Raw genomic sequence first — 21,916 nt, forward strand, 5'->3', positions numbered from 1 at the left:
CCGAACCGTTCGGTCGCCGCAGAGAGTTTACGGCCGACGGAATACGGCGCGGACGAGGCCGAGCGCAGCTGCGCCGAGAAAGCCCAGGACGTCGAAGTGGTCGCGCCAGGCCAGGATGAATCCGTCGCGCAGTTCGAACGTGCCGCACACCGGGAACACAACTTCGATGCGGCCGAAGCGGAGCACGTCGGTGCGTTCGGTGAGGACGACCTCGGCGCTTTCGGCGGCAATATGGTGTACGACGACGTCGAAACCGATCGACGGCTTCTCGAGGCCCGCGAGGATCGTGCTGACCCGGCGGGCGCCCCGCAGGGTGGGGAGCGACGTGTTGTGCCACGAGATGTCGGGGTCCATGAGTGGCCTCGTATCTCGAGGTCGGCTCTCGGCCAGTGCTTCGAGGAACTCCCTGACCGTGGTGATGGCGGTGTCGGGCGTGGTCGGTGTTGTCTCGATGCCGGTCATCGGATCCCCCATGTGTCGACTCCGGGCATGGTACGACCTCGTTCGTGTCGTGTCGACGCGAACCGCCCCACTCGGAACCGAATCGAGGCCTGCGTGTGCCGCATGAAAAGTGCACTTCACAGAAAGTGGACTCATACGGGCCGAACGGCAGCGAACATCGCTCACTCGCGGTTACGTTCGGGACGTCCGCTTGTCCTCTCCCGTGCGCGACGACCGGTGCGGGTGGCCCGACAGGAGTAGATATCCATGAATCGAATCAACCGTCGAATGGCAGCCGCTGTTGCTGCGCTCGCTGCGGTCGGCCTGGTCGCTTCGGCGTGCGGCGACGACAACTCCGCCGAGGACGTGGTGGGTAGTGCCACCAGCGCCGTGGAGTCCGTGGCCGAGAGCGTCGCGTCCGAGGCCCAGGGCGATGACGAGACCACCGGCGCCGAGGACACCACAGGCGCTGAGGGGGCGGAAGGCACCGAGCCTGCGGAGGATCAGACCAGTGCAGTTCCCGGGGCGGACGGCGAACCTGTCGAACTGAGTGGGGAAATCCTCGCCAAATACAACGAGGTCGGCGGTGAATCGAGCCCGCTCGGTTTGGCCACCGGAAACCAGGAGGACGTCGGCGACGGCAACATCGCGGAGTTCGAGGGCGGCATCATCGCGTGGAGCCCCGACACCGATGCACACGTCGTGTGGGGTGAGATCCGGGTTGCGTGGGAGGCCGAAGGTGGGGCCGGCGGCGAGCTCGGCTTCCCGGTCAGCGATGAACACCCGATCGAGAACGGGTTGCAGAGCGACTTCGCAGGCGGCAACATCACCTACATCGACGGCCAGACCGAAGTGACGGTGGGATGACCCGAATCCCGGCCCCGGACTTCGGGGCCGGGATGGTCCGTCCCGACATCGGTCACTGCTCGGGTTCGACCTTCGCCATCGCGAGCACGTCGAGGCGACTGTCGAGCTCGTCCTCGCTGAGATTCTCTCCGATGAGCCCGCGGTCGATCACCGTCTGCCGGATCGTTTTCCGTTCCTTCAACGCTTCCTTGGCCACCGCGGCGGCTTCCTCGTAGCCGATCGCCGAGTTCAACGGGGTCACGATCGACGGCGACGACTCCGCGAGCGTACGCAGATGCTCGACGTTGGCGGTCAGGCCCACGATGCACCGGTCGGCGAACAGCCGAGAGACATTGGAGAGCAGCCGAATCGACTCCAGGACATTCCGCGCCATCATCGGGATGTAGACGTTGAGTTCGAATGCGCCCGCAGCGCCTCCCCACGCGACCGCGGCGTCGTTACCGACGACCTGTGCCGCAACCTGCGTCACCGCTTCGGGCAGGACCGGGTTGACCTTTCCCGGCATGATGGAACTTCCGGGCTGCAGATCGGGCAGCTGGATCTCGGCGAGACCGGTCAGCGGACCCGACCCCATCCAGCGGACATCGTTGGCAATCTTGGTCAGCGACACCGCGATCGTGCGTAACGCGCCGGACACCTCCACGAGACCGTCCCGTGCGGCCTGCGCTTCGAACCGGTTCTGTGCCGGTCTCAGCTCATCGACACCGGTGGACTTGACGAGTTCGACGACGACCCGCGGTCCGAAATCGTCCGGAGCGTTGAGTCCGGTGCCGACGGCGGTCCCGCCGATGGGAAGCTCGCCGAGGCGCGGCAACGTGGCCTGCACCCGTTCGATGCCGGCCTCGATCTGGCGTGCGTATCCGCCGAATTCCTGGCCGAGAGTGACGGGCACGGCGTCCATCAGGTGGGTGCGACCGGATTTGACGACGGTCCGCCACTCGGTGGCCTTGTCCCCGAGCGCGCCCTGCAACTGCTCGAGTGCCGGAACGAGATCTGCCACGACTGCTTCGGTGGCGGCGACATGCGTTGCGGTGGGGAACGTATCGTTCGACGACTGCGACATGTTGACGTCGTCGTTCTGGTGAACTGTGACGCCTGCTCGGGCGGCGATCGACGCGATGACTTCGTTGGTGTTCATGTTCGAGCTTGTCCCCGAACCGGTTTGGAACACGTCGATCGGGAATTGGTCGTCGTGCTTACCGTCGGCGATCTCGTGGGCGGCGGCGATGATGGCCTCCGCCTTCTCGGCGTCGAGGAGACCGAGATCCTTGTTGACCTGCGCGCATGCGCCCTTGAGAAGTCCGAGAGCGCGGATCTGCGCGCGGTCGAGGCCGCGGCCGGAGATCGGGAAATTCTCGACAGCGCGCTGTGTCTGTGCGCGCCAGAGGGCATCGACCGGGACCCGGACCTCGCCCATGGTGTCGTGCTCGATGCGGTATTGAGGGGAAGACTGCTCGGAAGTGTCGGTCATACCCTTCACGGTAGGCCCGCCGAGCGCAGTTGTGGGGTGCAGAAACTCGAACACGTTCCCGCACCCCACAAGGGCCTGGTCAGATCACGGCAGCGGCGGCGCAGCGCCGTCGACACCCTGGAAATCGATCGAGGAGAACTCGCCGAGCTTCTTGAGCCGGTGGTAGGCCTCGACCATGCGGACAGTGCCGGACTTGCTGCGCATCACGATCGACTGAGTTTCTGCGCCGCCCGGCGTGTACCGCACACCCCGCAACAATTCGCCGTCGGTGACGCCGGTCGCACAGAAGAAGATGTTCTCGCCCGTCACCAGGTCGGTCGTGGTGAGCACGCGGTCGAGTTCGTGACCGGCGTCCAGTGCCTTCTGGCGTTCGGCGTCGTCCTTCGGAGCGAGCCGGCCCTGCAGCGCACCACCCATACAGCGCATTGCGGCTGCGGCGATGATGCCCTCGGGGGTACCGCCGATACCGAGCAGCATGTCGACACCCGAGCCGGGCCGTGCCGCGGCGATGGCACCGGCGACGTCGCCGTCGGAGATCAACCGGATGCGGGCACCTGCCTCGCGCACCTCGTCGATGATTCCTGTGTGCCGCTCGCGATCGAGGATCGTCACGGTCAGGTCCGGGATCGCGATGCTCTTGGCCTTCGCGACACGGCGGATGTTCTCCGCGACCGGGGCGGTGATGTCGATGACGTCGGCAGCTTCGGGGCCGACCGCGATCTTCTCCATGTAGAACACGGCCGACGGATCGAACATCGCGCCGCGCTCGGCAACGGCGAGCACTGCAATCGCGCCGGGTGCGCCCTTCGACATGAGGGTGGTGCCATCGATCGGGTCCACAGCGACATCGCACAGTGGGCCGTCGCCGTTGCCGACTTCTTCACCGTTGTAGAGCATGGGCGCTTCGTCCTTCTCGCCCTCACCGATCACGACGACGCCCTGCATGGACACCGAGCTCACCATGTGACGCATGGCGTCGACGGCGGCTCCGTCGCCGCCCTCCTTGTCGCCGCGTCCGACCCAGCGGCCTGCCGCCATCGCTGCGGCCTCGGTGACGCGAACCAGTTCGAGCGCGAGGTTGCGGTCGGGAGCTTCGCGGCGCTGTGGGGTGCTGGCCGTCATGGGCTACTGCCTCCTGATGAAAGTCGGTCGGCGCTCGAGTGGCGCCGGCACATATGTGGCCGCCGAGATCGGGGCCGCACGATCGGATGGGTGTATCGCGTGGTCATTGTCTCATCACCCGGGCCGCGATGACGTGTCGGACCCAGGGCAGGCGCACCGTTCATCGGGGTGGGCTGTCAGACTGGATGCGTGGCTTCCAAGAAACCTCGCATCCTGAACGACACCCGCGATATGGCCTGGTCGCTGATTCCGCTGGTTGTCGCAATGCTGGTCATTGCCGGAGTCGCGAGCCAATGCTCCTTCAGCCCCGGTGGGCCGACGGCCGGTCCTGCGCCGACCTTCGACCTCGATGCGGGTCTGAAGTACGACGCGAAGGAGCTGGGCTTCCCCATCCGGCACCCCGAGGTGCCGGAGGGCTGGCAGTCCAACTCGGGGAGCCGCAGCATCATCTCCGGCAACGAAGGCGGCGATTCGAGCACCGTCGGGTTCGTCACTGCCGACGGTCGCTACGTGCGCTTGACCCAGTCCGACGCCGGCGAGGACGAACTCGTCCGGTTCGTGGCCGGCGAATCGCGTCGCGTCACCGGTGCGCAGCAGATCGGCGCCCGGGACTGGACCGTCTACGGGGGCGACGGCGTCGAAGCGCTGTGGGTGTCGGACTTCGGTGACGTCCGCATCCTCGTCGGCGGATCGGGCACCGAACAGGAGTTCACCGATCTCGCCACCACGGTCGGCGTCGCCGAGCCGTTGACGCCCTGACCTGCTCGCACGCGGCTAGTCGTCTTCGTCGTACTCGTCGTCGGGGTCCTCTGCGTGCGCGAGCGTGTTCTCGACACGCTGACGTGCACCGGCGAGGTGCTCCTCGCACCGCTTGGCCAGTGCTTCACCGCGCTCCCACAGAGCGAGTGAATCGTCCAGGTCCAGGCCGCCCTGCTCGAGCATCTTGACGACATTCACCAGCTCGTCGCGTGCGCGTTCGTAGCCGAGTTCGGCAACGTCGGAATTCGTGTCGCTCACAGCGTGATCCTCACTTCTCTCGTCCCATGACGACGGCCCGCACGGCGCCGTCACCCACTCGCACCCGCAGCTGTGTGCCCGGCGGGGCATCGTCGACCGATCGCACCACCTCGGGATCGCCGTCGGCCACGACCCGCTGCACCACGGCGTAGCCGCGAGCGAGAGTTGCCGCAGGTCCGAGTGTGGACAGGCGTGCCCGCAGATGTTCGATGGTCGTTGCCTCCGAAGCAACCGTCCGCGAAATGTCGCGGCGCGCGGCCACCCGGAGTCGTTCGATCTCGTCGGCACGCCGGTCGAGTGCGGCGATCGGATCGGCCAGCACCGGCCGGTCCCGCAGCTGGGCGATCACGTGTTCTTCCCGTCGCACCCAGTTCCGCAGCGCACCGGCTGCCCGGGCTCGCAGGTCGTCGACGAGATCCTGCTCGGCGACGGCGTCCGGCACCACGCGTTTCGCGGCGTCGGTGGGGGTCGCTGCCCGCAGGTCCGCGACATAATCGGACAGCGGACCGTCGGGTTCGTGCCCGATCGCACTGACCACGGGCGTGGTGCACGCGACGATCGCGCGGCACAGGGCCTCGTCGGAGAACGGTAGGAGATCCTCGGGGCTGCCACCGCCGCGCGCGATGATGATGACATCGACGTCGGGGTCCTTGTCGAGCGCGGCGAGCGCGTCGAGGATCTGCGGTACCGCGGTCGGGCCCTGAACCGGGGTGTTGCGCACATCGAACTGCACGGCGGGCCACCGACGCTCTGCGACGGACAACACGTCGCGTTCGGCCGCACTGGCCCGGCCGGTGATCAGCCCGATGCGCTGGGGCAGGAACGGCAGCGGACGCTTGAGCCGCTGATCGAACAGGCCTTCCGCGGCGAGGAGTTTGCGCAGGCGTTCGAGGCGGGCGAGCAGTTCACCGATGCCGACGGGCCGGATCTCGGTGATCCGCAACGCCAGGCTGCCGCGACCCGGCCAGAACGTGATCTTGCCGAACACCACGACGCTGGCGCCCTCGGTGAGCGGGACTTCCGACGCGCGCAGCAGTTGCGGGTCGCAGGTGAGCTGCAACGACATGTCGACAGACGGGTCGCGCAGGGTCAAGAACGCGGTCCGGGTCCCGGGGCGGGCGTTGATCTGGGTGAGCTGCCCTTCCACCCATACGGTCCCGAGCTTGTCGATCCACCCGGAGATCTTCTGCGACACGGTGCGCACCGGCCAGGGGTTCTCCGCCGAGTTGGTGCGACCGCCGGTCTGAGCTGTGCTCACTTGCGTTCGGCGCTGGAGATCCGGTTGGACAGCATCGTGACGAACGGAGCGCGCCCTGCGTTCGCGTTCTCGTAGGCGAGGAGCGCGGTGAGATCTTCGACCGACAATGTGCGGAGCCGGGCGCGCAGCTGCGCGAGCGTCAGCGCGTCGTAGTCGAGGTACTCGGCGATCTCGGCCGGCTGCGTCGGCTTGGATGCCGAGGCAGGAGCCGCCTTCGCAGCAGGCTTGTCAGCCGACTTCTTCGCCGGTGAGGCTTTCGTCACAGCCGACTTCGCGGGGGAGCGTGTGGCGGTCGCCTTCTTCGCGGGAGTCTTCTTCGCTGGAGCCTTCTTCGCTGGAGCCTTCTTCGCCTCGGCCACGGCGGGTGCCTTCGGCTCTGCGGTCGCGGACGACTCCGTCGACGTGGGGGCAGTGGCAGGCCTGCCCTTGCCGGCGACCTCATCCGGCGGTGCGGAGTACAGTGCGAAGCGACCGGCCGCCGATGCGGATGCCGGGGAATCGACGGGCTTCCCGGATGCATCACTGCCGGTGAGAGGCTCTTCGTCCTCGTCGAACACTGCCCACTCGGGTTCCTCGGCCGGCGCCGATCCGAACACTTCGAACAGCTGATCGCCCTTGATCGCCAGACCGGTCATCACCTGCTGCATCCGCATCGCCGTCTGCAGGATCTGGCTCACCGTGGTCATCGGGAGCGCAACGGCAGTACTCGGAAGTCGGAGTGTCTCTTCGTACGCGGTGACGGCCACGCCGGCGGCCACCCGTGCCATGAACGGTGGACGGATCATTCCCTCACCCTGCCTCACGATTGGTGTCTTTGGTAGCCGAGCGGGTCGGTGTGACCGCTCGGCCCGTACTCTGGAGACATGTCTGCGCCTGTCCCGCTCGAAGTAGGAATCACACGGTCACCCGGTACATCGCTGCCGGGGAAGCGCGTCCTTCTCGCCGAGCCGAGAGGATACTGCGCCGGGGTGGACCGTGCAGTGGAGACCGTCGAGAAGACTCTCGAGAAGCACGGTGCTCCGGTCTACGTCCGTAAAGAAATTGTGCACAATCGTCACGTCGTGGAGACCCTTGCCGAGCAGGGCGTCGTGTTCGTCGACGAGACCGACGAGGTCCCGGAAGGATCCGTCCTCGTGTTCTCGGCGCACGGGGTCTCGCCGGCGGTGCACGAGGCTGCGGCCACCCGTAGCCTCCACACGATCGACGCAACGTGCCCGCTGGTGACGAAGGTGCACCAGGAAGCGAAACGATTCGCCCGCGACGACTACGACATCCTGCTCATCGGCCACGAAGGGCACGAGGAGGTCGAAGGTACCGCAGGAGAGGCACCCGACCACGTCCAGCTCGTCGACGGCCCCGACGCGGTCGACGCGGTGACGGTGCGCGACGAATCGAAGGTGATCTGGCTGTCGCAGACCACGCTGAGTGTGGACGAGACGATGACCACCGTGCAGCGCCTGCGCGAGAAGTTCCCACAGCTGCAGGATCCGCCCAGCGACGACATCTGCTACGCCACCCAGAACCGTCAGGTCGCGGTCAAGGCGATGGCACCCGAATGCGATCTGGTGATCGTGGTCGGCTCGCGGAACTCCTCGAACTCGGTCCGGCTCGTCGAGGTCGCGCTCGGTGCGGGCGCGAAGGCCTCGTACCTGGTGGACTACGCCCGCGAAGTCGACCCCGCCTGGCTCGAGGGGGTCGAGACCATCGGCATCACCTCGGGCGCCTCCGTGCCGGAGATCCTCGTCCGTGGCGTGATCGACCTGCTCGACGAGCACGGATTCCACACTGTGCAGTCGGTGACCACCGCGAACGAGACCCTTGTGTTCGCACTGCCGCGGGAGCTGCGGGACGCTCGCCGCTGAGGGAGACGTCACTTCGTCTCAGTCTTCGACGCGATCCCGGTAGCGCACGGCCGGCGGCCGGTACCCCGGGGTCTGCCTCGGCGCACCGGCCATAGGCGTGGGCTGCGGTGCGCGGAAGGAAGCTTCCTCGGGGCGGGGGCGCCGCCGCTGGGGAGCCTCCCGCCTCGGATCGACATCGCCACGGTGCGGCGCAGGTGTTGCGCGCGCCGCCGGGTCGCTCGCCGGGGGAGTCGTGCTCCGACGGCGGGGAGCTGCCGCACGGCCGCGTGAGTCGGCGACGTCGCGGACCGAGGCCTTCGCCATCGGTTGCTCGCCTTCTGCGCGCGCCGCGGGGTTGCGTACCGCGGACGTGCGCGGCGACGAGGCCTTACGGGGAGCGTCGGTCCGTGTGGGTGCGTCGGATGTAGGTCGTTTCGCAGTACTTCGGCGCGCGGTCCGGGCAGCGGTAGCGCGCGCCGGTGCGGCCCTGCGGGACTGCGGGGCGCGCGCACGGACACCCACGTTCTGCTTCGCGACGAAGATCCGTGCAGCACCGATCGCCAGCACCACCACGGTGGCCAGCAACATGGCAGGGAACCGGTTGACCAGTGGGTATGCGACATTCAACGCCAATTCCCTGAGGCCGCTCGTGCTGCCGGACGCAAGGATTTCCTGACCGATCGGTACCGCCACCAGCAGCAACAACGGCGGCTGGGCCATCGCGGTGAACAGTCCGCGATAGCGGACCGCGGCAACGGCCGCGATGCATCCGAGGACGTAGAAGACAGTGAATGTGGACGTCAACTGGTCGCCGCGGGTCGCATCGATCAGCAGCCCGACGAGCGTCACGCCGACAGCGATGAGCGGTGCACCCCACCAAGGGACACCGGGAAGCGACGGGACCAACGACCGCATGTCGAGCGGCACTGCCGAGCGAGCGCGTTGGGATGCAGACACAAGGTAAACAGTAACCCGACAGAATCAGCTTGCTTCGTCGACAGGACCGTCGGTTTCTGCACTTTCTGCGAATGTGCTGCGCCGCGGCCACGAGTCGACGCGCCGGACCTCGGGTACGTCGCCGTCGAAAAGTTCCAGCTCATTGAGCTTTCGGGCCGTGACACCCACCCGTGTCTCCATCGACGACACCGTGAGGTTGAACGAATCGACCGCTTTGCCCAATTGCCCGCCGAGCCGGTCGAAGTGCTCGCCGACCGTGCCGAGTCGTTGATACAGCTCTCTACCCAGCCTGTGGATGGTTGCGGCGTCTCGCGACAGGGCTTCCTGACGCCACGTGAAGGCGATCGTGCGCAGCAGGGCGACGAGGGTGGTGGGGGTGGCGAGGATCACGTTTCGGGCGAACGCGTACTCGAGCAGATCCGGGTCTGCGCCGAGCGCCGCGTCGAGGAACGGGTCGCCCGGCACGAACAGCACCACGAACTCCGGTGTCGGATCGAACGACTCCCAGTACGACTTGGCGGAAAGCTGGTCGATGTGGGTACGCAACTGCCGTGCGTGCCGGGTCAGATGCCGATCGCGCTGGGCCGGGTCTTCCTCCTGCGCTGCGTCGAGATAGGCAGCGAACGGCACCTTGGCGTCCACCACGATCTGCTTGCCGCCCGCGAGGTAGACCAGTAGATCGGGGCGCACACCCTCCTTCGACACCTGCGTGTCGAAATCGCAGTGCCGCACCATCCCGGCCAGCTCGACGACGCGTTCGAGCTGGATCTCGCCCCACCTGCCGCGCACCTGCGGTGCCCGCAGTGCGGTGACGAGTTGCTGGGTCTGCGTCGACAGCAACTGGGAGGTGCGGTGCATACCTTCCACTTGCTCGGTCAGGCCCGCGTACGCGTGGATCCGGCTCCGCTCGACGTTCTCGACCTGCCTGGACAGCGCGCCGACTGCCTCGTGCAATGGCCCGACGAGCCGCGACACCTGCTCGCCGACGGCTCCGGACTGTCGCCGTGCGGCGTCCTCGTTCACCGCGCTCAACGATTGTCGTAACTGTGACTCGTTGGCCTCGAGAGCAGCGAGCTTCGCCTCGGCGCGCGCTGCCCGGTCGCCGCTACGTGATGCGTGCAGCAGCCAGCCGAGCACTACCCCGAGGGAGAGTGCGACGACGAGACCCAGTGCCGTGAGAGCTGACATGAGCCGCATGATGCCGCACCGCGGTGACAACTACCCGGAACCGGAGCGTGTCGGTGTCCTCCTCTACCGTCTGACGACATGCGGATCCTGCACACCTCCGACTGGCACATCGGTCGCACCTTCCACGGTGTCGACCTGCTCGCCGACCAGGCCGCCGCGCTCACCGCCGTCGCGGAACTCGTCGCGGAGCGCGGTGTCGATGCGGTGGTGGTGCCGGGCGACATCTACGACCGCTCCATCCCGAGCGCCGACGCCGTAGCGGTGTGCAACGCCGGGCTCGAAGCGATCCGTGCCGCCGGGGCAGTGATCATCGCAACGTCCGGCAATCACGATTCGCCCGTCCGTCTCGGAGCGGGTGCGGCCTTCGCCGCGCACGGGGGGCTGCATCTGATCACGCGGGTGTCGCAGGTCGCTCGGCCGGTGGTGCTGAACGACGAGCACGGGCCGGTCGCGTTCTACGGCATCCCGTATCTCGAGCCGGAGATCACCCGCACCGAACTCGACGTGCCCGGTGCACGGTCGCACCAGGAGATCCTCGACGCCGCGATGGCCCGGGTGCAGGCCGATGCCGCCGAGAGCAGCGGCCGCACCGTGGTGCTGGCGCACGCCTTCGTCGTCGGTGGTGAGACGACGGAGTCGGAGCGGTCGATCTCGGTCGGTGGTGTCGAGACCGTGTCTGCGGCCACTTTCGACGGCGCCGACTATGTGGCCCTCGGTCACCTGCATTCGCCGCAGACGGTGTCCGAGCAAGTCCGGTATTCGGGGTCGTTGTTGCCGTACTCCTTCGGCGAGCGTTCGCACCGCAAGGCGGTGTGGCTCGTCGACCTCGACGAGACCGGGCTTGCGTCCGTCGAGCGCGTCGACCTTCCGGTGGTGCGAGAACTGACCCAGCTCACCGGCGACCTCGACGACCTGCTCGTGGATCCGGCTCACGAGGCGGCCGAGGACCACTATGTGGCCGCGGTCCTGACCGACCGGGCCCGCCCGGTCGATGCGATGCGGCGGCTGCAGGAACGGTTCCCTCATGCGGTGCACGTCCAGTGGGAACGCCCCGCGTCGGGCTCCGAGAGCAGCTACCGCGAGAAGGTGAGGGGACGCACCGACCTCGAGATCGCTTCGTCGTTCCTCACCGATGTCAGATCCGAGCCGTCCGCACGCGAAACGGGATGGTTCGAACAGTCCCTCCGCGACGGTGATCGCCGCCGCGGCATCGGCGACGAGTCGCGGCGTGACGATTCCGGTCGTGGGGAACGGGCGGACGTGCCGGCATGAGATTGCATTCGATCGAGATCACCGCTTTCGGGCCGTTCGCCGGCACTGTCGCCGTCGACTTCGACGAACTCGGCGCCGACGGGTTGTTCCTCCTGCACGGGCAGACCGGCGCAGGGAAAACGTCGGTCCTCGACGCGGTCGCGTTCGCGCTCTACGGGACGGTGCCCGGTTCCCGCGCCGACGGACGCAGGCTGCTGTCCGACCATGCGCCCGCAGGTGCCGCACCGCAGGTCTGCCTCGAGGCGACGATTGCGGGTCGGCGATTACGCATCGAGCGCAGTCCCGAGTTCGAACGCCCGAAGAAGCGCGGCGTCGGCACCGTCAAACAGCAGGCGAAAGCAACCCTGACGTGGCTCGACGGTACGGGGGAGAACCTGTCGCGCATCCCCGAGATCGGCGACGTGGTCAAGGGACTGCTCGGGATGAGCGCCGAACAGTTCTTCCAGGTCGTCTTGCTGCCGCAGGGCGAATTCGCGAAGTTCCTGCGGGCAGCCAGCGACGAGCGGGGCAAACTCCTCGAGCGCCTGTTCGACACCACGAGATTCGGCGACGTCGAGCAATGGTTCCGCGAGCGCCGCGGATCCGGCGCGAAGGCACTCGCCGAACAGCAGAAGGCCGTCGACGTGCTCGCCGCGAAGGTCGCTGCGGCCGCGGGTATCGAGGCCGGAGCCGACGCCGAGCCGGTCGAATGGGCCCGCAGGTTGCTTGCCGATGCCGCCGATGTTCGCGACGCTACCGCGGTCGTGCACGCGGAGGCCCGCGAACTCGACCGCAGTAACCGCGCAGCACTCGACAGCGCGATCGCGCTGCAGGAGCGGATCCGACGTCGTGGCGAAGCCCTCGAGATGAAGACCCGACTCGACGCCGGAGAGCCGGAGCGCGCAGCGATGGCCGTCGAACGCGACGCAGCGCATCGCGCGGCGCTGGTGGCGGTGCTCGATCGTGAAGCGGCCGGAGCCGCCGCTGAATCGGAGGTTGCGCGCAGTGATCTCGACTCCACCGCAGCAGTTCTCGAGAAGTCGGCCGAGGGCCGTGCGCTGCTCGACGAGGTGCCCGGACAGCCCGACGACAGCGACCGCGTACTGATCCGCCCCCGCTACGAGCAATGGTCGAGTGAGGTGACCAAGCTCGACTCCTTGATCGACCAGCAGCGACGAATCGCCGAGATCACCTCCCGCCGTGAGGTGTTGGCGGAGAGGCGACAGACCGTCGCTGCAGAACTCGAGGGTGTTGTCGCGGAACGCGCTGCACTTCCCGATCGAGTCGCGGAGGCGACGGCCGCAGTTGCGGAATCGGAGAAGGCTGCAGCGTCGCTCCTCGGACTCCGTGATGCCCGCGACCGGGCAGCCGACGCGCTCGCTGCCGCTCGTGAACTGCGCTCGCGCAGTGCAGAACTCGAACAGCTGGAGAAGGTGTCCGCGCAGCGCCATACGGATCACAACCTGGCGCACGAAGCGCTGCTCGATATTCGTGCACGCCGAATCGCGGGGATGGCCGCCGAACTGGCCGCCAGGTTGGTCGAGGGCGATCCTTGCGAGGTCTGTGGAGCGGTGGAACATCCGTCGCCGGCGCAACCCGAACCCGACGCCGCGACCGAGGACGACGAAGAACGTGCCCATACCGTCGAGCGACGTGCGGCGAAGGCGCTCACCGAGGCGCGTGCGGCGGTCGGCGATGCCACGAGCACGGTGGCGATCCTGCGACAGCGCAGCGGCGACACCTGCGAGGACGACCTGGCCGCAGCGCACGCCGACGCCGTCGAGGCGCACGACACCGCTGGGTCTGCGGCAGCACAGCTGGATCGACGTCGCCGCGCGGTCGACGATCTCCACGCGCGCGATCTCGCGCTTCGGTCCCGCGAGCGGGAGGCCGAGACCGTTCTGGCCGCCATCGCTCGCGACGATGCCGTATTCGCATCGGAGGCCGACGAGATCGGTCGCCGTATCGCAGCGGCAGTCGACGGCAGCGAGTCGTTGTCGGCCAAGCGTGAGCGCTTCGCTGCTCTGGTGGAAGCCGCCACCGCGTGGCTCGATGCCCGGCTGCGGGTCGCTCAGGTGCGTTCGGTCGCGCAGAAACGGGCGCGTGAAGCGGAGATCGCGGCCACCGAAGGCGGATTCACCGACCTGGTGCAGGCGCGTGCTGCTCTGCGTCCTGCGTCGAGAATCTCCGAGATCGATCGTGAGATCCGAGATGCCGAGAACCGCCGGGCGATCGTTGCCGCCGTGCTCGCCGAACCGGAGATCCATGCGCTCACCGGCGACGAGGTCGTCGACGTCGAGGCGACGCGTGCTGTGGTCGCATCCGGTGCTGCGGCACTCGAATCCGCACTCGCTGGCGCGACCGAGGCGCACCGCCGTCACACTGATATCGCGACCTATGCGGATCGGCTCGAGCGGGCCTACGAGGCACTGGTTCCGCTACGCGACGAGCAGGCCGAACTCACGGCACTCGCCGATGTCGTCGCCGGTGGGGGAGCGAACAACCGCAAGATGTCGTTGCGTTCCTATGTGCTCGCCGCGCGTCTCGAAGAGGTGGCGGAGTCGGCGTCCGACCGGCTGCGCAGAATGTCCGGTGGACGCTACGAATTCGTGCACAGCGATGCGGCCGGCAGTCATGGCAGGCGAGGTGGACTGGGCCTCGATATCCACGACGAGTACACAGGGGCGGTGCGCTCCACCAAGACGCTCTCGGGTGGCGAATCGTTCCAGGCATCCCTGGCGTTGGCCCTCGGGCTCGCGGACGTTGTCGCCGCCGAAGCTGGTGGTGTTGTGATCGACACCATGTTCATCGACGAAGGATTCGGCACCCTCGATGCCGACGCGCTCGATGCGGTGATGGGGGTCCTCGACGAATTGCGTGCCGGTGGTCGCGTGGTGGGTGTGGTCAGCCATGTCGACGAGCTGCGGCAACGAATCCCGAGCCGTCTGCACGTGCTGCGTGGTCGTACCGGCTCCACCGTGCAGATGGTGAGTTGAGCCGTTCCTAGGAGTTGGTAGGGGAGGCGTTCGGGTCGGGTGCCGAGGTGTCGCCCGGCGCGGGCAAGGCCTTCGTCTCGTCCTCGGTCTCGTCCTCCGCTGACTCCCGCTCGTGCGCACGCGCGTCGATCTGTTCACCGACGTAGCGGATGACCACCGCGGTGACCGCCGCTACCGGCACGGCGAGGAACGCGCCGACGATGCCGAACAGCGACGCCCCGGCTGTCACCGCGAGCAGGACCACGACGGCGTGCAGTTTCATGCTCTTCGATTGCAGCACCGGCTGCAGCACGTTCCCCTCGATCTGCTGCACCGCGATGATCAGGATCAAGACGATGACCGCCGTGGTGAATCCGTTCGCAACCAGTGCGACCAGCACAGCGAGGGCGCCCGCGACGAACGCACCGACGATCGGAATGAACCCACCGATGAACGTCAGGATGGCGAGCACAGGGGCGAGGGGCACACCCAGGATGACGAGGCCGATACCGATGAACAACGCGTCGATGAAACTCACCAGTGCCTGAGTTCGGATGAATCCGCCGAGCGTGGACCACATCCGCATGAGCACCTCTTCGAGGTGACGACCCGCCCGGCGACCGCTCACTGAGTGCAGCCACGGCAGGAACCTCGGACCGTCCTTGATGAAGAAGAACGTCAGCACGAGTACCAGGCCCAACGTGACCAACAGTGATCCCGCTGTGCTTACCCCGGAGAACACGCCACCGGCAATCGAGGCGGCACTGCCTTGCACACGTTCGATGACGACGTGTACCGCGTTGTCGAGCTGTTCGTCCTGCAGATTGATCGGTGGGCCCTGCACCCAGTCCTGCACGGTGTTGATGCCCTCGGTGGCCTTGTTCGCGAGGTCGGGAACCTGCGCCACGACGGACGGGACGATGCCGGCGATGATCCCGGCGACGACAGCGAAGAACAGCACCAGAGTCAGCCCGGCCGCTGCCGCGGGCGGAACCCCACGTTTGGTCATTCCCCGCGTCGGCGGCCACAGGATGGTCGACACGACGATCGCGAGGGCGACCGGCAGGAGGATCACCCACATCTGCTCGATGATCCAGCCGAGCACCACCGCTGCAGCAGCGATGAGAACCAGGCAGCCCGACCACTTCGCCAACCAGATTCCACCGACCCCGATCAAGGCCCCGCGATCGGGCTTGACGGCAGCCTTGTCGCCCGCCTTGTGGTCGGAGGTGTTCTTCGAGTCGCTCAACGGTGGTCCTTCCGCACGCATGTATTCATCGCCTCGATCGATATTCGCCAATCTACGGCCAGAGTGCAGGATCTGCCCTGGGTTGCGCGTTTGCCGGATACGCCCGTGTCCAGTGCGAACGCGTGGCATTCTCGACATATGTCGTTGTGCGTCGAGAGATCCCCTTTTCGCAGGGTTGTATGTGTGATCATCGCCATCGCATGTGCCGGAGTTCTCAGTGGGTGCGGCGAGGACGACTCGGCCACTTCGGAGGACGTGCGTACCTCGGCGGGTGTCGTGGTCACCTCCGTCCAGGACGGCGCGGAGGGTGCGGCTTCCTCCGTGCAGAGCGCGGCGTCCAGTGTCGCCGAACGGGCAGGGGACTGGTTCGACGACGCCAAACTCGGCGCATTCGTCACTGCGTTCCGTGCCGCCTACCCGAACCTGTCGGCCGACCGTGAAACCCAGTCGATCGAAACGATCGTCACCGAAACCTGCCCGCTTATCGAGAGCGGCGCCGACGACGCCGAGGTGAACGCGAAGGTCGGCGAACTCGCCACCAACGGCTCCGCAGAACCGACCGACGATCAGGCTGCGCGTATCGCCCAGTTGGTTCGGGTGGCGTGCGGATGACGCGGCATCGCAAGGACCACGTAGACTCCTGATCCTGTGAGCCTTACCCTCGGAATCGTCGGACTTCCCAACGTCGGCAAGTCGACGCTCTTCAACGCGCTGACCAAGAACGATGTGCTTGCCGCGAACTACCCGTTCGCGACGATCGAGCCGAACGTCGGTGTCGTCGAACTGCCTGATCCGCGGCTGAATCGGCTCGCCGAGATCTTCGGTTCGCAGCGCATCCTTCCGGCCACCGTGTCGTTCGTCGACATCGCCGGGATCGTCAAGGGCGCGTCCGAAGGTGCCGGGCTCGGCAACAAGTTCCTCGCCAATATCCGCGAGGCCGACGCCATCTGCCAGGTCGTGCGCGTGTTCGCCGACGACGACGTCGTGCATGTCGACGGTCGCGTCGACCCGCTCGGCGACATCGAGATCATCGAGACCGAGCTCATCCTCGCTGACATCCAGACCCTCGAGAAGGCTGTGCCGCGCCTGGAGAAGGAAGCGAAGAAGAACAAGGAACTCAAGCCGCAGCATGAGGAAGCGCTCAAGGCGCAGGCCGTGCTCGACGAGGGCGACACCCTGTTCTCGAAGAAGGGCACGCTCGACTTCGGGTTGCTGCGCGAGCTCAATCTCATGACGACCAAGCCGTTCCTCTACGTTTTCAACGCTGACGAGTCGGTGCTCACCGACGACGCGAAGAAGCAGGAACTGCGCGACGCCGTGTCGCCGGCCGACTGCGTGTTCCTCGACGCCAAGGTCGAGTCCGAGCTCATCGAACTCGAACCCGACGAAGCGCAGGAACTGCTCGACTCGATCGGCCAGGACGAAGCCGGCCTGGATTCGCTCGCGCGCGTCGGCTTCCACACCCTCGGCCTACAGACCTACCTCACCGCAGGCCCCAAGGAAGCTCGCGCCTGGACCATCCCGCAGGGCGCGACCGCGCCGCAGGCGGCCGGTGTCATCCACTCCGACTTCGAGCGCGGCTTCATCAAGGCCGAGATCGTGTCGTTCGCCGACCTCGACGACGCCGGTTCGATGGCCGAGGCCAAGTCGCGAGGCAAGGTGCGCATGGAGGGTAAGGACTACGTCATGGCCGATGGCGACGTGGTGGAGTTCCGATTTAACGTCTAGCGTTATTGACGATGTGCGTTATATGCTGGTCGTGTGATCAGGTCGTTCGGCAGCAAAGCCACCGAGCGCATCTGGCATGAGCAGTACGTCAAAGGCGTTGACCGGACGGTGCAGCGAGCGACCTTGCGGAAGCTCGAGTTGATCCATGCGGCGAAGGATGTCGAGGACCTGAGGATCCCGCCGGGCAACCGGTTGGAGCGGCTGGCCGGCGACCGGCGCGGTCAGCACAGCATCCGAGTCAACTCCCAATGGCGCATCTGCTTCGTCTGGAGAGAGGGAGGTGCAGATGATGTCGAACTCGTCGACTACCACTGAAACGGAGTTGATCGCGCCGATCCATCCGGGAGAGATCCTGATGGAGGACTTCATCGAGGGCTTCGGTATCACGCAGAACAAGCTCGCCGTGTCGATCGGCGTCCCGCCGCGGCGGATCAATGAGATTGTGCACGGCAAGCGGGGCATTACAGCTGACACGGCGATCCGGCTGGCGCGGTACTTCGGGACGTCCGAGGAGTTCTGGATGAACCTGCAGTCGAACTACGAGCTGCGGCTCGAGCGGCGTGTGCTGCGTGACAAGGTCGCGGCGATTACGCCGCTGCAGGTCGCGTGAGCGACTTGCCATCGACGCGCCTAGCGTGAAGCCGAGTGGCTGATCGCCGGGCTGACGGTCATTCCTAAGGCGCGCCGGCAGAAGGTCGCGGCCCGGCTGCTGAGCCAGGTGCTCCGAGATGCCTCGAAGCGAGCGCCCGGAGAGTCGATCTTCAGCGTAATCAACGCCAGGAGCCTCGCGTCGATCAATCTGCACCTGGAGCTGGGGTTCGTCGAGGCGTGGCGGTCGGCACGCTATGCGGGGATCGAGTTCACCGGCGGTGAGGGGGTGCTGTTGAGGCACGCGCGACCCCGGGTGTCAGAGGTTGATATGTGTGGCGACGCGGTGGAGTTCCGGTTCAACGTCTAGCAGTTATTGACTGCCGATTCGGCAGGCGGTCGACTTGCATCGGCTGCTCGGGACGTCGCAGGTCGACGCCCGGTCGCCGTCGCGCGAGAACGAGATCGCACTCCGGCAACAGCACGTCGGTCGTCTCCACCACGAACGACGCGAAGTACCGGCCCGCCGCGTCCTTCAGCCGGCTGAGCGGTTACGCCGTCACACCCGAGTGTGCGAGATCGGGGTCGGAATCTCTGCGGTGTGGCCGCCAACCACCTCCGCGTCCGCGGCACCGTGACCGACGTTGCCGACCTCGTGTCGGCCGGCAGTCCATGCGGACCACAATCGGTGGTAGATACCGCCACGAGCGAGCAACTGATCATGGGTGCCCTGTTCCACGACCTGACCCGAGTCCATGACGAGGATGTTGTCAGCGCTCGCCGCCTGGTCCAAGCGGTGCGCCACCACCAGGGCCGAACGATCACGGGTCACCCTGTCGGCTGCATCTTCCAATGCCCCCGCCCCAACCGAGCCCGCCTCGGCGGTCGCCTCGTCCATGATGACGACGGCCGGGTCGAGAAGCAGGACACGAGCCAGTGCCAGTTGCTGTGCAGCCACAGGATCCAGCTGGATGCCCCGCGCGCCGACCACCGCGTCGAGGCCCTGAGCAAGACGATCGAACCACGGGCGCGCATGAACCAGGTCGAGTGCCGAAAGGAGTTCTGCATCGGTGGCATCGGGCTTGGCGAGAATCATGTCCTGGCGCAGGGTTCCGGAGAAGACATGCACCTCCTGGCTGACCATGGCGAGACGGGCGATGCGTTCACGGTCGGACAGCGACGACACGGGGTATCCGTCGACGAGCACCTCACCCGCGTCGGGTACACGTAATCCCGCTACCAGCGCTGCCACCGTGGTCTTTCCGGCTCCGGACGCGCCGACAATGGCGACGGTCTCGCCCGGGTCGATGGTGACATCGATATTGCGTACGGCCCATGCTTCGCTGTAGCTGAAGCTGACGTCGCGCAGCTCGACCCGACCCCGCGGAGCATCGGCACCGCTGTCGGGTACCGGCACCGGCGGGTCGGTGACCACACCCACGACGCGTGCCAGTGAGGCGTACCCGGACTGTACGACGTCGAGCACACGCATGAACGTGTTCAAGGGACCACGCAACCGGATGATCATGAGCACCGCCCCGGTCACGGCACCTACTGTGAGGGCGTCGGTGGACACCAGGTGGTATCCCACCGACAGCGCGATCGTCAGCATGAGGAACTCGGCACCGAGCATCCACGCGTTGAGGCCGAGCATGGTGGTGCGGGCCCTGATGCCTTTGCGGACCACACCCCACGAGGCGTTCTCGATCTCGGTGTGCATGCGGTCCTCCATCGAGAACGCACGCACCGTCGCACGACCCCGGATGGCCTCCAGCACGCGGCGGGCGCGCTCGGCCATGGCAGCGCGTTCGTCGGCGTAGCGCTCGGGAGCCTTGGCGAGGTAGCGGTGCGCGGCGAAGTAGTACACCGGCGCGACGAGCACCGGGATGATCAGGAACTGCCAGTCCAGCGCGAACAGGGCGATGACGGTGGCGATGACCGTGAACAACGAGGTGGACAGCGTCGGCACGGTCTCGGTGACGGCGGCAGACAGCTCGGCAACATCGTCGGTGGAACGGCTGACCAGATCCCCTGTGCCGGCATCCTCGACTCGGTGGGTGGGCAATCCCAGAGCGGTGCCGACCATGTCCTGGCGCAGGTTCGCGATCACGCGCTCGGACAGCCGCGCCACCAGATAGAAGCCACAGGCGCTCATGACCGCGCCGGCGATCGCTGCGGAAATCAGACCGGCGCCGATCGGCCACAGTGATTGCTGGGTGTGTCCCATCACCACGTCCACGATCCGGCCCATCAGCTGTGGAACCAGCACACCGGCATAGGCGCCGAGCCCGAGCAGGACGAGTGCGAGCAGGAACAGCAGCTTCGCGTGGCGGACCCGGCCCAACTGACGCGTCACCTCACGCCGCACCTGCCTCAGCGTGGCCAGAGGGAATCGAAGAGCGGTGTCGGCCTTGACCGGTGGGGTCGTGCTCGTCGGCGAACTCATACGGCGGCCCCTGCCAGTAGTTCCTCGGCTGTGGCCCTCAGATCCTCCACACTCAGGTGGGTGGCCGCGACAGCGTTCCATGCCGGTGCCTCGGCGAGCACGAGCGTGATCTTGCCCGCCCGCTGGTGGGACACCCGTTCGGCGATGTTCTGCTCCGTCACCGAGTCCACCGCGGTGGTCGGATCCTGTAACACGAGGACCTCGGGATCGAAGGCGATGGCGCGCGCCAGGGCCACGCGCTGACGCTGACCGCCGGACAGCATGCGTCCGTTTTCGCCTACGCGCTTGTCGGGGCCTTCCGGAATGTCGTCGCAGCAGGCGACGCGGAGTGCCTCCTCGGCAGTGGCCCGGTCCGGGTAGACGTTGTCGGCGACGCTGCCGTCGAACAGGTCCGCCGCGTGCGGGACGACGATCACCTTGCTCCGGGGCAGCGACTCCAGTTGGGAGATCAGCCCGCGGTCGGTGCCGCGTACCACGGTGAGGCCGGTCGGCAGGGTCTCCATGAACCGGGCGGCTCTGGCGGCGTCGACCTCGGTGGTGCGTTCGAAGCCTGCACCGAGAACCTCTCGGATTCGCCGTCCGGATGCCTCGGCCGAGGCCCAGCGCGAGGCGAGGTTCCTGCCGAACATCGTCATCGGAGTGATGAGGAACTGGGTCAGTCCGACGACCGTGATGAGTTCGCCGATGGTCACGTGTCCGTTGAGTGCGAGCACTCCGGTGGCGATGCCGAGGGCGGAGACGAAGATCGCACCGGCCGCTTCGGTGGCACCGTTGAGGCTCGCTTCGGCCGCATTGGCGCGAATGGTCTTGTGATAGGCGATATCCGAGACCTCGTCATAACGACGCCGGACAGTGACGATCGCACCCAGACCCTTGAGGATGCGCAATCCCTGCACCACATCCGTGGCGGTCGCCGCAGCCTGCGCGATCGCTTGCTGACGTGCCACCGAACGGCTCTGAAGTGGGCGGGCCACCCGGAGGGCCACGACCACGAGGAGGGGGCCACCAATGAGGGTGGCCAGGCTCAGCCAGGGATTGATGGTGAACATCATGATGGCGCCGTAGGTGATGGCCGCCGCCTCGGCCACCGGCATGACCGTCATCATCACGATATCGCCGACCCGGCTGGTGTCGGACGACGCGATCGACAGCAAGCCGCCGGCGGTGCGCTCGCGGCCGGCGAACCCACGCGGATCCTGGATGCGGTCGGTGACCATGGTGCGCAGATCATGGCTGACCAGCTGTTGGCTGCGGATCAGCATGAAGCGTGCAATCCAGTTCACGCCGATGGCGAGCACGAAGAGAAAGCCCAGAATCAGAATCCAGAATCCCAGTCGGTGGGGTGACGAGGTGGCGATGGCTTCATCCACAGCCCGCCCCACGACGACGGGCGTGAGACCGTTGCAGACGAAGGAGACCGCCATGCCGACCGAAGCCACGAAGCTCCACGGCCGCTGCGAGAGCGCAACCTTCAGCGTCCACCCTCGTGCGTCGAGAGCAGGCATCTTGGACTTTCG

21 protein-coding genes are annotated in these 21,916 nt (G+C 66.8%); 10 read left to right on the forward strand and 11 right to left on the reverse strand.

Annotation, left to right across the window (positions count from 1 at the left end):
• Positions 1–27: 27 nt before the first annotated feature.
• Positions 28–462: a limonene-1,2-epoxide hydrolase family protein gene (locus EV641_RS08560; protein ID WP_241996970.1), complete on the reverse strand. Its 435-nt coding sequence runs from the start codon at positions 460–462 to the stop codon at positions 28–30.
• Between the two features lie 246 nt (positions 463–708).
• On the opposite strand from EV641_RS08560, the gene EV641_RS08565 reads away from it, so the two are divergent.
• Positions 709–1,308, forward strand: coding sequence for an esterase (locus EV641_RS08565; RefSeq protein WP_054713428.1), 600 nt, complete (start codon positions 709–711; stop codon positions 1,306–1,308).
• 52 nt (positions 1,309–1,360) lie between these two features.
• Here EV641_RS08565 and EV641_RS08570 read toward each other — a convergent pair whose 3' ends face one another.
• Together EV641_RS08570 and glpX are read right to left on the reverse strand one after the other, a co-directional pair.
• Positions 1,361–2,779: a class II fumarate hydratase gene (locus EV641_RS08570; protein WP_132471483.1), complete on the reverse strand. Its 1,419-nt coding sequence runs from the start codon at positions 2,777–2,779 to the stop codon at positions 1,361–1,363.
• A gap of 84 nt (positions 2,780–2,863) precedes the next feature.
• Positions 2,864–3,901 (reverse strand): class II fructose-bisphosphatase, encoded by a 1,038-nt coding sequence (gene glpX / locus EV641_RS08575; RefSeq protein ID WP_054713429.1) that lies wholly within the window; start codon positions 3,899–3,901, stop codon positions 2,864–2,866.
• A 189-nt stretch (positions 3,902–4,090) separates the two neighbouring features.
• Between glpX and EV641_RS08580 the strand changes: the two genes are divergently transcribed.
• Entirely contained in the window at positions 4,091–4,660 is a 570-nt protein-coding gene (locus EV641_RS08580; RefSeq protein ID WP_132471484.1) for a DUF4245 domain-containing protein, read from the forward strand.
• Between the two features lie 15 nt (positions 4,661–4,675).
• On the opposite strand, the gene EV641_RS08585 is transcribed toward EV641_RS08580, so the two are convergent.
• From EV641_RS08585 to EV641_RS08595, 3 genes are read right to left on the reverse strand one after another with little or no spacing between them, the layout of a single operon-like run.
• Entirely contained in the window at positions 4,676–4,918 is a 243-nt protein-coding gene (locus tag EV641_RS08585) for an exodeoxyribonuclease VII small subunit (protein WP_054713430.1), read from the reverse strand.
• Between the two features lie 10 nt (positions 4,919–4,928).
• Positions 4,929–6,176, reverse strand: a complete 1,248-nt coding sequence (xseA, locus tag EV641_RS08590; protein WP_132471486.1) for an exodeoxyribonuclease VII large subunit — start codon at positions 6,174–6,176, stop codon at positions 4,929–4,931.
• Positions 6,173–6,961, reverse strand: a complete 789-nt coding sequence (locus tag EV641_RS08595; RefSeq protein ID WP_132471487.1) for a lipid droplet-associated protein — start codon at positions 6,959–6,961, stop codon at positions 6,173–6,175. Before EV641_RS08595 ends, xseA begins: the two co-directional genes overlap by 4 nt.
• A gap of 78 nt (positions 6,962–7,039) precedes the next feature.
• On the opposite strand from EV641_RS08595, the gene EV641_RS08600 reads away from it, so the two are divergent.
• A complete protein-coding gene (locus EV641_RS08600; protein ID WP_054720341.1) occupies positions 7,040–8,038 on the forward strand; it encodes a 4-hydroxy-3-methylbut-2-enyl diphosphate reductase in 999 nt (332 codons plus the stop codon).
• An 18-nt stretch (positions 8,039–8,056) separates the two neighbouring features.
• Here EV641_RS08600 and EV641_RS08605 read toward each other — a convergent pair whose 3' ends face one another.
• Positions 8,057–8,974: a DUF6542 domain-containing protein gene (locus EV641_RS08605; protein WP_241996972.1), complete on the reverse strand. Its 918-nt coding sequence runs from the start codon at positions 8,972–8,974 to the stop codon at positions 8,057–8,059.
• A gap of 24 nt (positions 8,975–8,998) precedes the next feature.
• The gene (locus EV641_RS08610) at positions 8,999–10,162 is read right to left on the reverse strand and encodes a DNA recombination protein RmuC (protein WP_132471488.1); all 1,164 of its coding nucleotides are present in this window, start codon (positions 10,160–10,162) and stop codon (positions 8,999–9,001) included.
• 78 nt (positions 10,163–10,240) lie between these two features.
• On the opposite strand from EV641_RS08610, the gene EV641_RS08615 reads away from it, so the two are divergent.
• The gene (locus tag EV641_RS08615) at positions 10,241–11,434 is read left to right on the forward strand and encodes an exonuclease SbcCD subunit D (RefSeq protein ID WP_054719487.1); all 1,194 of its coding nucleotides are present in this window, start codon (positions 10,241–10,243) and stop codon (positions 11,432–11,434) included.
• Entirely contained in the window at positions 11,431–14,409 is a 2,979-nt protein-coding gene (locus EV641_RS08620; protein WP_132471489.1) for an AAA family ATPase, read from the forward strand. The genes EV641_RS08615 and EV641_RS08620 overlap by 4 nt, the downstream gene beginning before the upstream one ends.
• A 7-nt stretch (positions 14,410–14,416) precedes the next feature.
• Here EV641_RS08620 and EV641_RS08625 read toward each other — a convergent pair whose 3' ends face one another.
• Positions 14,417–15,658, reverse strand: a complete 1,242-nt coding sequence (locus tag EV641_RS08625) for an AI-2E family transporter (RefSeq protein ID WP_132471490.1) — start codon at positions 15,656–15,658, stop codon at positions 14,417–14,419.
• A 162-nt stretch (positions 15,659–15,820) separates the two neighbouring features.
• On the opposite strand from EV641_RS08625, the gene EV641_RS08630 reads away from it, so the two are divergent.
• From EV641_RS08630 to EV641_RS08650, 5 genes are read left to right on the forward strand one after another with little or no spacing between them, the layout of a single operon-like run.
• Positions 15,821–16,249 carry a hypothetical protein gene (locus tag EV641_RS08630; RefSeq protein WP_241996973.1) on the forward strand — a complete coding sequence of 143 codons (429 nt, stop codon included), beginning with the start codon at positions 15,821–15,823 and terminating at the stop codon, positions 16,247–16,249.
• Positions 16,250–16,285: 36 nt separating this feature from the next.
• The gene (gene ychF / locus EV641_RS08635) at positions 16,286–17,365 is read left to right on the forward strand and encodes a redox-regulated ATPase YchF (protein WP_132471492.1); all 1,080 of its coding nucleotides are present in this window, start codon (positions 16,286–16,288) and stop codon (positions 17,363–17,365) included.
• 33 nt (positions 17,366–17,398) lie between these two features.
• Positions 17,399–17,680, forward strand: a complete 282-nt coding sequence (locus EV641_RS08640) for a type II toxin-antitoxin system RelE/ParE family toxin (protein WP_054714993.1) — start codon at positions 17,399–17,401, stop codon at positions 17,678–17,680.
• Positions 17,655–17,975 carry a HigA family addiction module antitoxin gene (locus EV641_RS08645; protein WP_054714990.1) on the forward strand — a complete coding sequence of 107 codons (321 nt, stop codon included), beginning with the start codon at positions 17,655–17,657 and terminating at the stop codon, positions 17,973–17,975. The genes EV641_RS08640 and EV641_RS08645 overlap by 26 nt, the downstream gene beginning before the upstream one ends.
• A 42-nt stretch (positions 17,976–18,017) precedes the next feature.
• Positions 18,018–18,323 carry a GNAT family N-acetyltransferase gene (locus EV641_RS08650; protein ID WP_277874485.1) on the forward strand — a complete coding sequence of 102 codons (306 nt, stop codon included), beginning with the start codon at positions 18,018–18,020 and terminating at the stop codon, positions 18,321–18,323.
• Between the two features lie 189 nt (positions 18,324–18,512).
• Here EV641_RS08650 and EV641_RS08655 read toward each other — a convergent pair whose 3' ends face one another.
• Both EV641_RS08655 and EV641_RS08660 read right to left on the reverse strand, forming a co-directional pair.
• Positions 18,513–20,399, reverse strand: a complete 1,887-nt coding sequence (locus EV641_RS08655) for an ABC transporter ATP-binding protein (protein ID WP_132471494.1) — start codon at positions 20,397–20,399, stop codon at positions 18,513–18,515.
• Positions 20,396–21,904 (reverse strand): ABC transporter ATP-binding protein, encoded by a 1,509-nt coding sequence (locus tag EV641_RS08660; protein ID WP_132471641.1) that lies wholly within the window; start codon positions 21,902–21,904, stop codon positions 20,396–20,398. The genes EV641_RS08655 and EV641_RS08660 overlap by 4 nt, the downstream gene beginning before the upstream one ends.
• Positions 21,905–21,916: the final 12 nt, after the last annotated feature.

It is taken from the genome of Rhodococcus sp. SMB37, assembly GCF_004345605.1.
Taxonomy (GTDB): Bacteria; Actinomycetota; Actinomycetes; order Mycobacteriales; family Mycobacteriaceae; genus Rhodococcus.

Excerpts from the sequence above, each read along its gene's own strand:
- EV641_RS08560 (WP_241996970.1), bottom strand. The coding sequence starts at position 462 with ATGACCGGCATCGAGACAACACCGACCACGCCCGACACCGCCATCACC.
- EV641_RS08565 (WP_054713428.1), top strand. The coding sequence starts at position 709 with ATGAATCGAATCAACCGTCGAATGGCAGCCGCTGTTGCTGCGCTCGCT.
- EV641_RS08570 (WP_132471483.1), bottom strand. The coding sequence starts at position 2,779 with ATGACCGACACTTCCGAGCAGTCTTCCCCTCAATACCGCATCGAGCAC.
- glpX (WP_054713429.1), bottom strand. The coding sequence starts at position 3,901 with ATGACGGCCAGCACCCCACAGCGCCGCGAAGCTCCCGACCGCAACCTC.
- EV641_RS08595 (WP_132471487.1), bottom strand. The coding sequence starts at position 6,961 with ATGATCCGTCCACCGTTCATGGCACGGGTGGCCGCCGGCGTGGCCGTC.
- EV641_RS08600 (WP_054720341.1), top strand. The coding sequence starts at position 7,040 with ATGTCTGCGCCTGTCCCGCTCGAAGTAGGAATCACACGGTCACCCGGT.
- EV641_RS08610 (WP_132471488.1), bottom strand. The coding sequence starts at position 10,162 with ATGTCAGCTCTCACGGCACTGGGTCTCGTCGTCGCACTCTCCCTCGGG.
- EV641_RS08615 (WP_054719487.1), top strand. The coding sequence starts at position 10,241 with ATGCGGATCCTGCACACCTCCGACTGGCACATCGGTCGCACCTTCCAC.
- EV641_RS08620 (WP_132471489.1), top strand. The coding sequence starts at position 11,431 with ATGAGATTGCATTCGATCGAGATCACCGCTTTCGGGCCGTTCGCCGGC.
- EV641_RS08625 (WP_132471490.1), bottom strand. The coding sequence starts at position 15,658 with ATGCGTGCGGAAGGACCACCGTTGAGCGACTCGAAGAACACCTCCGAC.
- EV641_RS08645 (WP_054714990.1), top strand. The coding sequence starts at position 17,655 with ATGTCGAACTCGTCGACTACCACTGAAACGGAGTTGATCGCGCCGATC.
- EV641_RS08655 (WP_132471494.1), bottom strand. The coding sequence starts at position 20,399 with ATGAGTTCGCCGACGAGCACGACCCCACCGGTCAAGGCCGACACCGCT.
- EV641_RS08660 (WP_132471641.1), bottom strand. The coding sequence starts at position 21,904 with ATGCCTGCTCTCGACGCACGAGGGTGGACGCTGAAGGTTGCGCTCTCG.